The following is a 16,965-nucleotide window of genomic DNA, read 5'->3' on the forward strand; positions in this document are numbered from 1 at the left end:
AGGTGGTAGGAGGGCTCGGTGAGCTGGATGCCCATGAGTGGGATCGACACGATCACTGCGGCGAACGCGACGATGGTCGTCCACCGCACGACGTGCGCCCAGACCGTCGAGGCTTCGGCGGGGTTTTTCTTGCCGTTCCAGGCGGCGATCGCGGCGGGGACTCCGATGATGACGAAGCCTGCGTTTGCGATGACGAACATCAGGTTGACCTGGTAGTCGATGCTCCAGAACGCGAGCGGCAGCAGGCCGAGCACCAGTAGGTCGATGTTGACCAGCTGGGTGATCGGGCGCAGCGTGTTGACGATCCGCATCGGAATGCTCTGTGTGCCGTCGGGGCGGGGTGCGAACAGGTGGCTGGTAGCGAACCAGGGGCTGACCGGGATCCAGTTGAGCAGCCCGCGCACGGCGAAGACGACCATGCCGCCCCAGCCGGGCAGCGGGTGCGAGTCGATCAGCAGGTAGGACCCGACGAGCCCGGCGGCGGTGCCCAGCGACGACAGGCCGGTACGGCTGACCAGCCAGGTCAGCGCGCCCAGGACGTGTTGGCCCGCGCTGCCCAGCGGCCCGCCCGGCGGGTTGGGGCCGCGACGGTTGATCGCCCACAGCCCGATCGCGGTGGCGACCAGCCCGATCGTCGTCGGGACCGCGGCCGTGAGGTGCTCGGTCCACAGCCGCAGCAACCCGTAGCCGCCCAGCGACAGCCACGAGGTGACCGCCGGACCGGGGATCGGCACGAACCTCAGCACCCGGGTACCGGTCCACCAGGTCCACGTGGTCAGCAGCGGCCCGCCGAGGCGGGTGGCCGCGACCCTCGCCCCGAGACGGGTGGCGGCCAGCTTGTTCTGGGTCAGGTAGGCGAACGCGAAGGTCAACGTGGCGATCGGGATCGCCGCGATCCACGGACCGGTGACGAACGCGAGCTGCACACCCAGCAACCCGGCGGCCAGGGTGATCGTCGGGAACGCCAGATGCCCGGCCGCCCGGGTGCCGCGGTTGGTCTGCGGGGCGAGGCCGATCAGGAACAGGACGTCGGCGGCGGCGAACAGGCCGTTGACCACCGTGGTCAGCGCGTCCGGCGCCATGATCGCCATCGGCAGGTGGATGGCCAGGTTCGTGACCCAGGTCGCCACGAGCAGCACGGTGAGTGCCGTGTTCAGCCACGGCGGCAGGTTGGAGAACCGCGCCCTGACCCAGTTGACGCCGGCACGCACCGCGAACGCGATCAGCCCGGCGACGCCGGTGACCGGTCCGAAGACGAACGCGAGAGCGACCGAGCCCGCCGTGAGCACGGTGCCGATCCCGGACGACCCGCGAATCCAGACCGCGACGGCCCTCAGCGGCCCGATTCCACCGGCCAGCCAGGTGCCGACCGTGCGAGCGGGTGTCGTGATCCAGGTCGGCGCCCGGATTCGGATCGGTGACCACACCGACCGCAGCGCCGCCACCACGATCGCCGCCGCGAGCAGCGCACCGGCGATCGCCGTCACCGGGCTGTCGCCGAAGACCGCCAGCGCGGCCGAGGCGCCGGCGCCGACCACCGTCAGAACCCGCGCTCCGAGCGACGGCGGCGTGGCCGGCAGCCCGCCGAAGTCATCGGATCCGGCACCACCGAAGAGCCGGCCGAGGACCGTGCCGAACCAGGAACCGATCGCCTGGCGGTGCCGCCAGCCGAGGAACGCGGCGACCGCCCCGAGAAGTGCGCCACCCCAGTCCAGCACCAGACCCCAGTCGGTGCCTGCCTGCGCCGGCGGTGCCACCACCACTGGTGGCGGTGCCACCACGACCGGCGGCGGCGTCACCACGACCGGAGGTGCCGGGGCCACCGCGGTGAGCCGTAGCCCGCTCGGCAGCTCGGTCGGCGCCCGACCGGCGATCGTGTCCGCGTTCCATTCCTCGACCAGCCGCCAGCCGTTGCCGCCCTCGGCGTCGGTGACGCCGAAGCGGTCCGCCACCGCCCACAGGGTCGAGTCCAGCGCGAACGTGCCGTTCCACGACGGGGGCAGGTTCAGGTACCTACCGGCGAAGATCCGGCCTCGGTCGTGCACCTGGGGGTTCACCGCCGCCAGCTCGTCCGGTGTCACTCCCAACCGGTGAGCGAGGTCGTCGAACTCGTCGCCGTAGCGGATTCGCGCCTGGGTGGGCTTCACCGGCGAGACCTGAGGGGCCACCTCGGCGACGACGCGCGTCGCGGTCGCCTGCTGGGTGGCGCTGATCGTGGTCGCGCCGCTGCTCGACGTGAGCTGACCGACGGTCGTCGCGGTCGGCACCGCGAGGATCGCCATGAGAGCGCCGGCCACGAGCGTGGCCCGAATCGCCTTGGCCGTGAGCAGCCGAGGCAGCAGCGGCATGACGAGTGCGACACCCGCCGCCAGCACCAGAAGCGCGGGCAGGCTGTGGACACCGAGCTGGTGGACCACCACGAGTGCCGTGAAGGACAGGCCCAGGGTGAGCCAGGCGGGCGGCGGGCCCCGGGACGGCGCGAGCTTCCACAGCGCTGTGGCCAGCGCCGCCGCGACCACGCCGATCGTCGCGCCACCGGTCAGGAGGAGCGGTGTCCACCAGCCAGGGGCCACCCCGCCGCCGAATCCGCCGCCCAGGCCGCCGGCCAGCAACAGCGCCGCCGAGCCGAACCACCCGATGCGGCGCAGGACGGTCGTCGGGACGCCCAGGATCCGGCGCGCCCCGGTCGGGGTGCTCTCGCCAGGACCGTTCTCGCCCGGGCCGTCGTCGGCCGGACGGTTTCCGCCCGGGCCCTCGCTCGGGCGGGCGCCTGCCGGCCAGGTCAGCTCCGTCGCCCGGCCGAGCACGTCCTGGGCCCGGGCGCGGAGACCGTCGGCGATGTCGCGCATCCGCTGGGCGAAGGCCGGCGTGATGCTGCCGTCCCGCTCGCCGAGGTTCGCCGCGCGCTCCAGCGCGTCGGCCCGCTCGGTCAGCTTCCTGGCCTGCTCGGTCAGCCCGGCCAGCCAGGTCAGCGCGTCACGGGCCGAGATCGTGACCCGGGAGTCGGAGGGCAGCGTCTCGACCAGGGTCCGCAGCGCGGTCAGCGTGACGTCGAGGTGGCGCAGCTCCATCGCGGTGCCCGCCGGGGTGAGACGCGCGATACGGTTGAGCAGCTGGACGGTGAGCGCCGCCGTGGTCGCGGCGTGCTCGCCGACCGCCCACGGCTGCCCGTCCGGACCGTGGACCGGGGCGCCGGCCGCGAGCGAGGTGAGCGTGTCGGCGGCGGCCCGGTGGTCGCCGGCCCGGATCAGCTCGATCGCCTGGTCGAGCGCCTCGATCGAGATGCCGGCCAGCGGCGCGGGCACGGTCGGGTTCGAGCTGGTGGACGGCCGGGGCAGCGGGTCGACGGAGCCGCTGTCCTGCGCGGGGTCGGCGTCCCGCGTCGACTCGGTCGCCGTCCCGTCGTGTTCACGGGTGGTCCACCGGGTGTGGTTGTCCGCGAGCAGCTCCCGGTAGGCGGCGACGGTCCGTTGCTGGTGCCCGACCGCGTCGTGCAGCTGGGTCGCGGCCCTGGCGAGCGCGGCGACGGCGAGCGGGTCGCCCGGGTCGCGCCGCGCGGCGGCCAACGCGCTGAAGTACGCGGCGCGGGCCTCGTGCGCCCGCTCGGTGGCCTGGTCATGGGCGGTGACCGCGTCGTTCTCCCGCGCGGTCTGCGTCCTCGCCTCCGCCGACCGGGTGCCCTTGCCTGCTCGCCCGGTCTTGCCCGGGTGCTGCGCGGTGGCGACCGCGACCGCGTCCGCGTTCTGGTAGTTGCGGTCGACCTGCCGGTGCTTCGCCCGGTTCGCCTTCTCCGCGTTGCGCTGCGCGGCGTCGAACAGCTCCTCGGCCCTCTCGTGCTGCTCGGGGGTGAGCGCGTCCTTGCCCTCGACCTCCTTCTTCAGCGCGGCGAGTTCCTTCTTCGGCGCGTACTGGGTCAGCAGCTCGTCCTCGAGCGACAGCTCCTCGCGGGTGGTGCCGTCCCTGCCGTTGCGCGCGGTCCGGCCGAACAGCTGGGTGTCCTGGCTGGGGCTCTCGCCCTTCGCGCCCGACGTGACATGCACGCCGCCCGCGTCCGCGACCTCCTGCTCGGCGGTCTCGTGCTCGTCCTTGCTCTGGCCCACCTTCTCCCGGTCACCACCGGCCTTCACGTCGGTCGCCCGGCCACCGGCTCGGGTGGCGACGGTGACCGCGCCCTTCCGGCCCGCCGAGGCGACAGTGCCTTCCTCTGTGGCCTCGCGCTTCGGCAGTCCGTTGACGACTCCCGGCTCGACGCCGCCCTCGGCGATCTTGCCTGCCAGCTCCTCGGAGTGCGGGATCGTCTTGGTCCCGACGAGCACCGGCTGGCCGTTCCCCGCGCGCTCCAGCGCGTCGGCGACGATCGCCTCGTCCGCCTGCTTCTGCGTCGGGTGGATGGTGCGGCCGGTCGAGGTGGGTGTCTTCGCGCCGTCGACGTCGATCGTCTCGACCTTCAGCCGGTACATCTCCCAGAACAGGCCCTCATCGGCCTTGGCGGTGCCGGTCAGGCCGATGACGCCGCCGGTGTACCTGTTGACGTACTTGGCGGTCGTGGTCGCGCCGATGATGTGCTGCGGCTCGTGGACCGGGAGGCCGTAGAGCTCCTCCATGATCCGGTGGGCGTCACCGTTGAACCGCAGGTGCCGGTTCGACCGGCCGGTGGCCTCCGACAGCAGCACGACCGCGTCGTCCAGGACGTGGTCCCGGTTGAGGGTGTGCTTCGCGGCGGTCCGCAGCACGTCCATGACCAGCCCGCGTTCCTTGCGGGTCAGGTCGCTCAGCGCCTGCTTGCCCTCGCTGGTCAACCGCACCTTGCCGCTGTCGGAGAGGGTGTAGCCACCGTTCTCGCTCAGCCCGCGTGCGGTCTCGACCGCGTTCTTGATGTCGTGCCTGTCGTGCTGGCCCTTGCCAGGGCCGGTCTCGGCGATGACGCTCGGGTTCAGCGCCTGGTGGTTCAGTACGTCGTCGGCCTCGTCGACCACGTACCAGCGCAGCTCGCGCTGGATCTTCTCGCCGGTCCGTGCGTGCCGGTCGTACAGGTAGCTGTGCTCGAAGATGGTCTTCTCACCGACGGTGATCCACGCGTCGTGCGCCGCGCGCAGCTCCGGATGGGTCATGCCCTGGGCCGCGTGACCCACCTGCCTGCCGAAGACCCGCTGTACGGACCGCAGCCCCTCGTACAGCTGCCGCGCCTTCACCGCGTCGTGGGCGACCACGTGGACGCCCTTGCCCTCCAGCGCCAGCCACGATCCGAGTGCTTCCTGGACCAGTGTCTTGCCGCCGCCGGTGCGCAGCTCCAGGATGATGCCCCGGATCTTGACTCCGAGCGAGGTCCGTCCGCCCTCGACTCCCAGCCGCGCCCTGATCAGCGCTTCCAGCTGGTGGTCGTGGGCCTTGCTGAACTCGGGGTCGGCGATCCGCTTGGCCTCGAGGTACAGCTCGACCGCTTCCGGCCGGACGTCGGTCAGCGACCGTCTTCCGGACGTCACGTCGTCGTGCAGCTTCGTGTACTCCGCCGCCAGTACCTCCGGCGAGCGGACAGGTGCCTCCGCACCGTGGGACGTGGTGTCGCCGGTTACATGGTCTGCCTTCTTTCCTGCGTCGACGGGCTGGGTCCGGTGAGCGTCGTTCGTCGCCTCCCGCGTGGTGCCGGTCGGATCGGTGTGTGAGGTGGTGTCGTGGCCAGGGGGCGGGATGCCGTACTGGTTGCTGTTCGCGTTCGGGTCGAGCGGCGGGGTGTGCCCGCCGGTGTTCTCGCCGTTCGTGGCGGCGGTGGCCGGGTCGGCGCCGTCGTGCGGCAGGGTGGCCGTTCCGTGCTGGCCGCCGTTGCCCGCCGGGCCACCGCCGCCGCTGGTACCCGCGCTCTGCGCGGGCGGGAGTCCGTTGCCGCCCGGCTCGTTGCCCGGCTCCGGCCGGTTGCCCACCGTGCTGTGCTCGCCACCGGCCCGGCCGCTCGCCTGCGGCCCGGTGGCCCCGGTCGCGGACTGCCCGGGTCCGCCGTCGACGGCGGACACGGGGGCGGCGTCCGAGGGCTGGCTGACGGTCGGGCGCTCCTGGCCGGCGGTCTGCTGGCCGGTGTCGGCCCGAGAGTTCGTCTGGCCTGCGTTCGTGGCGCCACCGGCGTCGGTGCCGCGAGCGCCCTGCCCGCCACCGACACCCTGCCCGCCACCGACGGCCTGCCCGCCGGCGCTCGGTCCGCCGGCCGTTCCGGAGCCGGTGCCGCCCGCTGTGCCGTCACCGACGGACGCCGCGGCGGCCGGAGCGACCCCGGGCCGGGTCGCGGGGCCGTCGCCGCGCAGGGTGACCGGCTCGGCCGGAGTGCCGGGCCTGCCCGCCTGGCCGGGGGAGCCGCCCTGTCCGGCGCCGACGGTGGTGGAGCTCGATCCGGTCGAGGCCTGGGTGCCGGCCGCGGAGGCCTGCCCGGCACCCGCCACCGCGCCGCCGGTGCCGACCGCGCCCCGCCCACCCGAGGTGTGGCCCGGCCGGCCGGACTCGGGGTCGGCCGAACGGTCCGTGGCGCCGCGCGCACCGGCGGGCTCGCCGGTGGTCCTGCCGCCGGTGCGGGCCTCGTCGCCCTGCTCACCGCCGGTGCGGGCCTCGCCGTCGGTGTTCTGCTTACCCGCACCCGGCGTGCCGTCCTCGCCGGGACGCGAGCCGGGCTCGTCGGTCCTGGCGCCGACGTGCTCGGACAGGCGGCTGGACACCTGGACCGGGGCCCCGCCCGTCTCCGTGCCGGAGCCGCGGAACATGACGTGCGTGGTGTTCGACGGCGCCGAGGGCAGCTCGGTGGGCCCGTCGAAGTAGCGGGTGACCCCGCCCTTCTTCTCGAAGAAGATCACGTGCGCGGCGCCGTCCGCGCCCTCGGTCCACACGAAGCCGCTGGTGTCGCCGGTCTCGTCGGCCAGGCGCTGGTTCAGCTGCGCGGCGGTGGTCTCCTCGGTGTGGCCGTTGTACTTGTTCTCCAGGTGCTGCTGCACGACGTCGGTGGTCTGCGTGGTCCGGTCCGCGGGCGGCACGGTGCTCAGGTCGACCGCGCCCGCGTCACCGGAGTCGGCGCGGGTCTCCGCCTCGCACGCGCAGTTGCGGTCCGCGCCAAGCGGGGCGTCCGAACCGACCGGCTGCGTGGTGGTGCTGCTGGTCTGGCCGGAGTTGTCCGGCAGGGCAGCGCCCTCGCGCGCGGCGCCCATGTTGATGTGGCCGTTCGAGAACGCGGCCTCGAACTGCTGGTTGGATACGCGGGCCGTCCGGATCCCTGCTCCCCAGACCAGGCCTCCGGTGAGCAGATCGCCCGCGCGGTTGAACCATGCCCTCGGCCCCATGTGCCCGGCGTCCTGGCCGAGCTGGTAAATCTGCGCCCCGAACATGCCGCCGAAGCCCCAGTTGGCGACCCGGCCCATGCCCATCAGCACCCGGCTGGTCCGCGCCAGGTTGCCGAGCCCGAACGCGCTCATGCCGATCGTGGCCCAGTCCATGAACGCGGTGGTGTTGTCGAACGGGTTGATGCTCTGGCCCGCGTTGTACCTGCCGACGAGGTTGTCGCCCGCCTGGTAGAGCCCGTTGGCGGTGAGGAGCACGAAGCCGGCCCCGGTGGTCGGTGGGAACAGCAGCATGCCCGCGCCGACGATGTTGGAACCCCAGTTGATCACCTGCTTGTACACCGGGGTGTACTTGCCGGCGTCCATGCCCAGCTCCACGTGCCCCTTGGTGGACGTCAGGTTGGTCGCGCCGATGAGGTCGTCGTCGTCGCGCAGCAGCTCGTTGCGCTCGCGGAGCTTGTTCCAGCTGTCGTACTCGTCGGCGTTGGAGTCGACGACCTTGCTCGTGCCGTTCGGGTTCTCCGCGACGTACACCTGGATCCAGCGCAGCTGGCCGGTCTCGTGGTCGCGCACGACCATGCCGCGCCGGTAGATGTTGCCGTTGTCCCCGGCGATCTCCATGGCCTTCTTGGCGACGTCCTCGGCCTTGCCGTACCCGCCGACGTCCGGGATGATCTCGCGGCGCAGCTGGTCGAGGTTCCTCGGCAGCGCGGTACCGACACCGAACAGCGAGTCGGTCATCGCCTGGGGCGTGCCCTCGGCGGCGAACTCGGCGCGTCGGTCGGCGGCGTTGACGCCCCGGAACTTGTCGCCCGCGACGCTGGGCGAGTCCCAGTAGATGTCGTACTCGTTGTGGAAGTTCTTCCACGCCTCGGAGTTCTGCGCGGAGCGCAGCATGTAGTAGGTGTCCGGGGTGCCGGTGGAGGGCAGCCGGGTGTCGCCGAGCTTGTTGTCCCCGGTGCGTGAACCGGGGTCGTTCATCGCGGTGTCGTAGCCGAACCCGGCGACCTGCGCGACCCGGCCGAACTTGCCGGCCATCCGCTCGTTGCCGCGCTGCGTGTACGCGTCCGCCGCGGCCTCGGCGCCGAGCTGCAGCTCGTTCATCGCGGACATCTTCGCCGCCATGTCCGAGTTGCCGTACTTGGCGAACACCGCGTCGTACTCCCTGGCCAGCCCGCGGTTGGCCTGCGGCTTGGCCGCCAGCTCCGGCGCCACCGCCGCGATGTTGGCGGTCGCGGTGTCCAGCGCGGCCTTCTCGCCCTTGACCCATTCGCCCTCGGCGTCGAGGGCCTGGCGCTCCTCGTCGCCGGCGTAGGACCCCTCGTAGAGGATCTCCTCGACCCGTTTGGAATGCGCCGCGTCGCGCTCGTCGAGCGCGTTCTGCCTCGGGATGAGGCTGAGCTGCGTGATCTTGCCGGCCATCTGCTTGGCGTAGGCGGGGTTGATCGAGCCGTCCGGGTTGGTCGCCTTGAGCTCGGGGACCGGGTTGCCGTGCTCGTCGAGCGCCTTGCCGTCCGGGCTGACACCGTTCGGCACCCCGACGATCCGGCCGAGCTCGGGCATCGGGCTGGTCGCGTTCGGGTCGTTACGCTTGGCGATCGCCAGCAGCTCGTTCTGCATCTGCTGGTTGCGGCCGAGGTCCTGCTCGCCCTGCGAGACCGGCCGGTGGTTGTCGATGACCGGCAGCCCGGCGACCGAGTCGGCGCCGGACAGCGTCCGCCGCGCGGCGGAGAAGTCGGCGGCCAGGTCGTTCACCTTGTCCACAGCGGCCCGCTGCTCGGTGGTCAGCCTCTGGCCCTTTGCCGCCGCCGCGTTCGCCGCGTCCAGCGTGGGCTTGAGCGCCAGCGTCTGGTCCAGGTCGTACTGCGCGTTGCTGGCGGAGCCGGCGATGGACAGGATGGCGAGGCCCTTGTCCTGCCCCGACAGCTTCAGCTTGCCCAGGTAGTCGAGCCGCTGGTCCGGCGTCATGGCCTCCAGGGCGTCGCGCGGGATGAGCCCGGGCAGTGTCCCGTCCCGCAGGAAGCGCTCCTTGTCGGTCTCCTTCAGCCACTTGTCGAGCTCGGTGTCCATCGGGGCGCGGCGGATGTCGGGGTCGGTGATCAGGTTCAGCGCGCCGTCACTGTTGTCCCCGCGCCAGCCCAGGTCCTTGACGTCGGCGCTTCCGGTGCAGCTGCCGCCGACCCCGCCCCAGCAGCCGCGCCCGGAGTTGCGGCCGGCGTTCGGGCCCTCGGTGATCGGGTTGAGCAGGTACGCGCCGCAGCCGCGCGGACCGCAGTTGTCGGCCTTGTCCAGCTTCTGGGTCTGCCCCAGGCTGTTCTTCAGGTCGCAGCCCGCGGCGTGCAGGCAGACGGTTCCGCCGCCCTGGCCGTTGCGCTGGACCAGCTCGCAGCGCTCACCGGTGCAGATGCCGGTGTTGCCCTGCGGGTCGGTCAGCTCGAGGGGCTTGTCGGAGGTGAGGTTGACGACCCGCGAGGAGCCCTGCGCGTTCGGGCCGGTGCCGGTGGGCAGGTCGAGGTGCATCTCGCACTGCGCGCACGGCGCGGTCGGCTTCTGGCCGGCCGGGCGGGTCGGGGTGCACTGGCCTCGGCAGTCGACCGTGCCGCCCTTGCCCTCGGCGTCCGGCGTGACGACGGTGAGGCCGTTGTCCTTCGAGCCCTTGATGGTGAGCGAGCGCTGCTCCAACGGCACCGCGTACTCGAGCATCTCCGCCTGCGAGGGGTTGGCGATGGGCAGTGGGCCGCGGTAGATGCCCGCGGCGAAGGCTTCCTGGAGGGAGAGCTTCTTGACCTGCCAGTCGTCGCCCTGGCGGATCGTGTAGCCCTCCTTGAACCGGACCTCACCGGTCTGGCCGCCCTGGATGGAGTAGATGGCGCTCTCGCCCTTGGCGCCCCGGGTGGTGATCTGGGTGCGGGTGCCGTCGGGGGTCGCGCCGTTGCCGTCGGAGATGACGACGTCACCGTCGAAGCCTTCGAACCTGCCCTTGCCGGGGAAGTCGAAGTAGGCCTGCTCACCGTTGTCACCGCGGCCGATGAACTTCGACTTGGTCATGTTGCTGTTGCCGTCGTAGGTCATCGTGTCGTGGCCGGGCGCGCCGGGCTTGGCGTCGGCAGGCAGCGTCAGCTGCGGCCCGGTGTAGACGTACTTGCCGACCGGCTCGCCGCTGAAGCGCGTGTTGGGGTCGCTGAAGCGCAGCGTGTTGATGAAGTCCTTGCCGCCGGTCTCGGTGATCTTGACGCTCTCACCGGTCCGCCCGTCGTGCACGTAGCCGGTGCCGCCGACCCGGGCCTGCGCGTTGTTGCCCTGCGCGTCCTGGGTGATCTGCGCGCTGGTCTGGCCGCGGACGACGCGGCGCGTGGAGGCGCCGGGCGCGGTGGGGGTGACGACCTCGAACGGTCCGCCCTCGGCCTTCGAGTTCGGGTCCCAGCTGGCCGAGATGGAGTTGTCGCCGTTGGCCACCCGGCACGCCTGGGTGCACGGGGTCGCGGGGGTCGGGGCCTTACCGGGCTCCTTGATCCGGGTCACCGGGCGGCCCTGGTCGTCGTTGCCCGCGTACGCGGCCACATCTCCGATCGGGACCTGATCGATCATGAGCGGCTTGCCGTCGGCGCCCACGATCGGCTTGCCGTCCTTGCCAACGGCCGCCGCCGGGATGCCCGGGTGCGTGCCGTCCTTCGCCAGCTGCGCCTGCTCGGCCGCCCGCTGCGCGGCCAGCGCCGCCTGGATCTCGTTGTAGGAAGGGCCGGTCTTGGTGAACGAGTTGCCCGCCTGCTCCAGCCTGAAGCCCGAGCAGTCTCCGGTGCACTTCGCGCCGCCGCTGCCTCCGGGGCCGGCGTTCGCCCACGCGTGGACGCCGCAGCCGCCCTTGCCCGAGCCCGAGCAGGTTCCCGAGCCGTCGGCGTCCCAGTGGCCGCTGGGCATGTCCGGCTGCTTCGCGTTGGCGGTCTGGGTCATGCGGTCGTGCGCCTCGGCGTGCGCCGAGTAGTGGTCGGTGCAGTTCTTCGCGCCGGTGCAGCCGGCGGCGGCCTGGGCGTCGGCGCCCTTGGCGATCGCCGAGGCGTGGACCATGACCGAGCCGCCGCCGGTCTCGTTGGTCTCCGAGCCGTGTGCGTTCGCCTTCGCCCACGCGCCCGACCGCTTGTCCGCGGCCGAGGCGTCGGCGGAGGCGTCGAAGGTGCACCTCGAACCGGGGGTGGACTGGCAGGTTGCGGCGGCCATCGCGCTGCCGTCGGAGTCGGCGCCGACCTGGACCGACCCGGCGCACTGGCCGCCCTTGACCGCCGAGCAGTCGCTCAGCGCGTGCGACGTGGCGGCCCCCGCCTTGGCCTGGCCCTCGGCGCGGCCGGTGCACCCTTCGCCGCCGCCGCACTGGAAGGTCGTCTGGGCGGTGTCCGGGGTGGCCGTGCCGCCGGTGGCGGCGATGCAGCCGATCTTGCTGTCGCAGCCGGCGGTGGCGCTCGCGTGTGCGCCCTTCGGGCTGATCACGTCGGTCTTGCTGGAGGCCTTGACCGGGCAGCCGGCGTCGGTGCCGTTGTCGCAGCTGGCGGTCACGGTCGCGGATGTGGTGGCGAACCGTTCCTGCTGTGCGGCGTCCGGCGCGGAGAGTGAGACGGCGCTGCTGGCCCGGACGCCGGTCCGGCAGGGTCCGGAACCGTCGCAGGTGGTGGAGCCTTCGCCGGTGCTGGTGCTGCGGTAGCCGTCGCGGGCCGCGTCGGCCTTGGCGGTGCCGGTGACCTTCGCGGTGCACCCGGCGTCCGGGCACACGGCGGTCGAGCTGGTCTCACCGTTGCCCGCGACGCCCGGGATCCGCTCGCCGGTGGGCTTTCCGTCCTTACCGGTCCTCGGCTGGCCGGAGTCGCCGGCCAGGGTGACGGTCGCGGTACTCGTGACCGCGCAGCCCGACGCGCCCGCGGTGCAGGTGGAGTCGGTGTGTGAGGTACCGGGGAGTCCGGCGGTGTCGCCGGTGGTGCTCGCGGTGCAGCGGCCGCCGTCGGCGGAGCCCGCGCACTCGGCGGTGGCATTCGACTCGGACCAGACGGCGGGGACGGTCTTCGGGTCGACCGGCTTCGCGGCGGCCTCGGTGATCGCGGCGGCGCTCGTGGCTGCTTCGTCCGCGGTCTTGGTGGCCTCGGCGGCCTTCTTCTTCTGCTCGTCGGTCGCGCCAGGGGCGGCGGCCAGAGCGGTGGCCTCGTCGGCGGCCTTGCGGGCCTGGGTGGCCTGCTCGCTCGCCTGCTCGGCGGTGTCGGTGTTGCGTTGGGTGATGACGTCGGCGACGACTTGGCCGGATCCGGCGCTCGCGCTGGAGATGGCCTGGCAGGCGGCGCCGGTGCTGTCGCACGTGCTGGTGGTGGTTCCGGTAGCGGTCGCCGGGGGGCCTCGGTTGCTGGCGCCGCCGTTCTGGTTGTCCGGGCCGTTCAGGCCGGTGGCCGAGCTGCGCGGGCTGCCCTTGCATGCTTCGGCGCCGCTCGCGCAGTTGAGCGCGGCCCACGAGGTGGTCCAGCTGGAGGCGCCGGCGACGGTCGGTCCGCCGGACGTCGCGGAGCTGCCGGGGGCGGTGGCCGGCTGGTCGGGGGCCTGGCCGGGCTGGCCGGAGGAGTTCTTGCCGCCCTGCGCCGCGGTCGTGCTCTTGCCGCTGTCCTGGCTCGGCTCCGCGCCGACCTGGGTGGTGCTGCTGGTGGCGTTGCTGGTCGGCTGGTCGGTGACCATGGGCTTGATCGTGTTGGCGTCCGGCCCGGAGGAGGCGCCGCCGTTGACGACCGCGGTGCAGGTTCCGCCGGTGGTGCCGGAGCAGGAGCTCTCGGCGCGGTTGCCGCGCGGGTCGGCCGAGACCGAGGGATCGGTGGCGACGACCGTGCCGGTCAGGCCGCCACCGCCGGTGTGGGAGGTCATCTTGCCGCCGATGGTGGAGGCGGCCGACGGTCCGGCAGGCAGCCGGGCGCCGTTCACGGCGTGGTCGTCGCCCGCGTAGGCGAGTGCGGCGCCGGAGCCGGTCGAGGCGTTCGACAGGGTCTGGACCTGGCAGGTGGCGGAGCCCGCCGCGCATCCGACGGTGCCCTCGGAGGTGCGGGGCTTCCCGCCGTCCACGGCGCCGTCGAAGGCGGCCGAGGCGGTGTGCGCGGTACCGGAGCACTCGGGGCCCCGGCAGTCGACGCTCGCGGCGGCGCGCGAGGTGGAGGTCGGCCCGCTGGCAGGCTGGCCGGGCAGCGGCGTGCCGGTCTTCGGGTCCAGCCTCAGGTAGTCGGTGGTGGTGGAGGCGTCCGAGCTGGCCTGCCCGAGGCAACCGCCGCCCTTCACGGTGCAGTCCGAGGTGGTCGACGAGCCGCGCCGGTCCTTCGAGATCGCGGTGTCCAGCGCGGAGGTCTCGGTGTGGGCCTTGCCGCCGCACTCGGCCGAGTCGGTGCAGCGCACCTGGGCGTCGGCGTTGCTGACCACGACCGGACCGCCCGGCGTGGCGGGGGTCATGACCGGCGTGCCGTCCGCGCCGAGGACCGGCATGCCGTCGGGGCCGGTGGTGGCGGTGGCCGGCGTGCCGTCGCGGTGCGCGATGTCGGTCTCGCTGACCGCGCCGCAGTCACCGCCGACGCCATGGGCTTCACAGCGGGCGGTTCCGGTGCTGGAGCGCACCCCGGTGACGTCGCCGCTCGCCTCACCGGAGGTGGCGCCGGTCGAGGTGCCCGCGCAGTCGGCGGCGCGGCACTCGAGCGCGGCGGTGCTCCTGCTGTGCGCGTGCATCCCGGCGCCCAGCTGCGGCTGTTCGGTCGGCTGTCCGGTGGCGGAGGCGACCGGCTGGTGGCCGGTGCCCGAGTTGCTCGCCGAGGAGGACGAGTCGGTCGCGCAGCCACCGCCGGTGCCCGTGGCGTCGCACACGTGGTTGGCGTCGGTCTTGCGGACCGCGGTCCTACCGTCGACGGTCGCGCTGACCTCGGCGAGGCTGGTGGTGCGGCCCTGACCGGTGCAGGCGGTGCCGTCGGCGCAGTCGACCGAGGCGTAGGACAGGGCGTCCTGCCCGTCGCCCTGGCCGGTGGACGAGGTGCAGCTGCCGCCGCCGACGGTGCAGCCGGAGGCACCGGAGTGGCCGGTCGCGTCGGTGCTGGTGGAGGCCGGGGTGGCCGCGGTGGCGACTCGCCCCGTCGTCGCGTCCGCGGCCACCGCCGGGATTTCGGGAGTGGTCGTGGTCTTCTCGCTGCGGCCGGCGACGGTGGTCTCCGCGTTGCCCGTGCAGCCGGTGGCGCCCGGTGCGCACCGTACGACGGCCTCGGCGGCGGGCGCGCTCTGGCCGGTGCTCTGGTCCTTGCCGAACAGCAGCTCGACCAGCCAGCCGCGGCGTCCCGTCTCGGGGTCGACGCCGGCCTTCACGGTGGTGGTGGAATCGCAGCCGACGGTCGTGGCCTGGCAGTGTGCCGTGCTGGTCGCCTCGCCGTTGTCCTTGCTCTTCTCGGTGGTGGTCCGCGCGGCGAGCTGGGTCGTGTCACCGGTCGGCTCTCCCGTCGGCTCTCCCGTCGGCGCGGTCTCGGTGGCGCGGCGGCCGGTGGAGGTCGTGTCGCAGGTTCCGGTGCGGGTGTTGCAGTCCGAGCCGGCGTCGGCCCTGGTGGCGAAGCCGGCGAGGGCGCAGTCCTTCGTGCAGGTGCCGCTGGTCTCGGAGACCCCGTCCTTCTTGCCGGCCGCGAGATCGGTGGCGTCGGCCTCGGTGGGGGTCGAGCCGTTCTCCGTGCAGCCGTTCCTGGCCTGGCACGCGGTACCGGCGCCGCGCGAGTCGGCGCTGGTCGAGGTGTAGCACTCGCCGGCACCGCACGTGGTGGCCGCGGTGGTCTCACCGGCCTTGGCGGTGGTGCCGCAGCCCTTGGCCGGGTCGCAGAAGGCGCTCGCGGTGCGGTCACCCGCTTCCGACGAGCTGGAGCAGCCGGAGACGCCAAGGAGGCAGAAGCTCTGGTCCCGGGTCACGCGGCCGGTGTTCGGGTCGACCGCGGCGGTGGAGCACTCGGCGAACGCGCCACTGTTCGAGCAGGCGGCGCCCGCGCCGTCGCGTCCCGGGTCGGCCCGGTCGACACTTCCGTACCCGGCGGCGTAGCGCAGCTGCGCGGTCTGGCCGTAGACGGTGTCGCGCTGCTCGTCGTAGGCGCGCGCCTGCTCGTCGTAGTCGGACTGGGACAGCGTTCCGGCGTCCAGCTTCGTCTTGGCCTCGGCCAGCTGCGACTTCGCGGTGCCGAGGTTCTGCTGGCCGGTGACCACGTCGCCGAGCAGCTGGGAGTCGTACGGGTCCAGGAGCGCGGCGGACTGGTCGGCCTTGGTCTGCAACGCCTGCTGGGCGGCGACCTGCTTGTCGTAGTCGGCCTGCGCGAGTGTGCCTGCGTCCAGCTGGGCCTTGGCGGCGTCGAGGCTCTGCTGGCCCTTGATCACCGCGAGCCGGCTGTCCAGTGCCTGCGCGGTGGTCTGCTCGTAGGTGGGGTATCCGGTGGAGGAACTGGGGTCGGCGAGCAGCTCAGGGGGACCCCGGTTGGCCAGCGAGTCCGGCTGGCGGGCCTGTGGGTTGCCCTCGGCCAGCGCACACTCGACGTCGCCCTCGCACGGGGTGCCGGCGAACTGGCCCTGCTCGTTCAACGCCCAACCGGTGTCCTGACCGCCGGCCTGCCCGTTCTGGCCGCCGCCCTGACCGGCGCCCGCGCCGTCGCCGGCCTGGTTGCCGGCGGCCAGCGCGTCGAGGACGTCCCGCGCGGCGGCGGTCAACACCTGGCGGGCCTGCGCGCCCGCCTGCTTGCCGGCGGTGAGGGTCACCAGGCCGGACACGAGATCGGTGACGCCGCCGAGCAGCTGCTCGACGTCGTCCAGCGACGCGGGCCGCCCGCCCTGGTGCTGGCCGCCGCCTCCGGTCTGGCTGTTCCCGGTCTGGCTTCCGGCCGAGCCGCCGGAGGTGCGGCCGCTGAGGCCGAGGTCGCGCAGCAGCTCGGTCACGAAGTCGTCGGTCAGCTCGCTGATCGAGTCGCCGAGATCCTTGCCCCGCGACGCCGACCCGCCGGCCTGGCCACCGTGGGCCTTGCCAGCGGCCGCCTTGCCGATCCCCAGCGACTCCAGCAGATCGGACACGAAGCTCCCGGCCTCGTCCCCGACCGACCGGCCGGAGTGCCCGCCGACGCTCGCCCGCCGGACGTCACGATCACCGGACCGGCCGTCGTTCCCGCCGGCGAGGAGCTGGTCGAACAGTGAGCTCAGCGCCTGCTGGGTCTGCTGGCCTGCCTTCTTGCCTGCGGTCTGGGACACGAGGCCGGAGGCGACGTCGACGAAGTGGCCGAGTGCGTCGCCCGCGCTGGGCCGCTGCGGGGCCTGACCGGCGCCGACGACCTTCAGCAGGTTCCGCACGAAGTCGTCGGTGAGCGCGCCGATGGCCTGGCCGAGGTCGGCCGCCGGGCGTTGCTGTCCGGTCTGCCCGGACTGGTTCGCGGACGGCTTGCTGTTCTGGGTGAGGGCCTTGCTGAGCTGGTCGGACAGTTCGTCGAGTGCGTGGCCGACCTTGGTGGCGGTCTTCTTGCCGGCGATGTCGCGGACGATGCCGGTGGCGAGGTCGGTGAAGCGGTCGTACGCGTCGCTCAGGTTCGGCGCGGGTCGCTGTGGGGTCTGGCCGTTGGTTCCGGTGTTGCCGCCGACCAGTGTGAGCAGCTTCTGG

2 protein-coding genes (1 of these 2 only partly in view) are annotated in these 16,965 nt (G+C 73.1%); one reads left to right on the plus strand and one right to left on the minus strand.

Annotated elements, in window-relative coordinates:
* Window positions 1-16,661 carry the beginning of a preprotein translocase subunit SecA gene (locus G406_RS47830; protein ID WP_211241189.1) on the minus strand. Its footprint begins 23,059 nt before the window's first position, so 16,661 of the gene's 39,720 nt are visible here — the first part of the coding sequence; it begins with the start codon at window positions 16,659-16,661; the stop codon falls past the left edge of the window.
* Between the two features lie 51 nt (window positions 16,662-16,712).
* Here G406_RS47830 and G406_RS58380 point away from each other — a divergent pair.
* A partial coding sequence (locus G406_RS58380) for a hypothetical protein (protein ID WP_211241190.1) occupies window positions 16,713-16,965 on the plus strand: 253 nt, incomplete at its 3' end.

Source organism: Actinospineispora spinosispora DSM 44797 (genome assembly GCF_000429025.1).
GTDB lineage: Bacteria > Actinomycetota > Actinomycetes > Mycobacteriales > Pseudonocardiaceae > Pseudonocardia > Pseudonocardia spinosispora.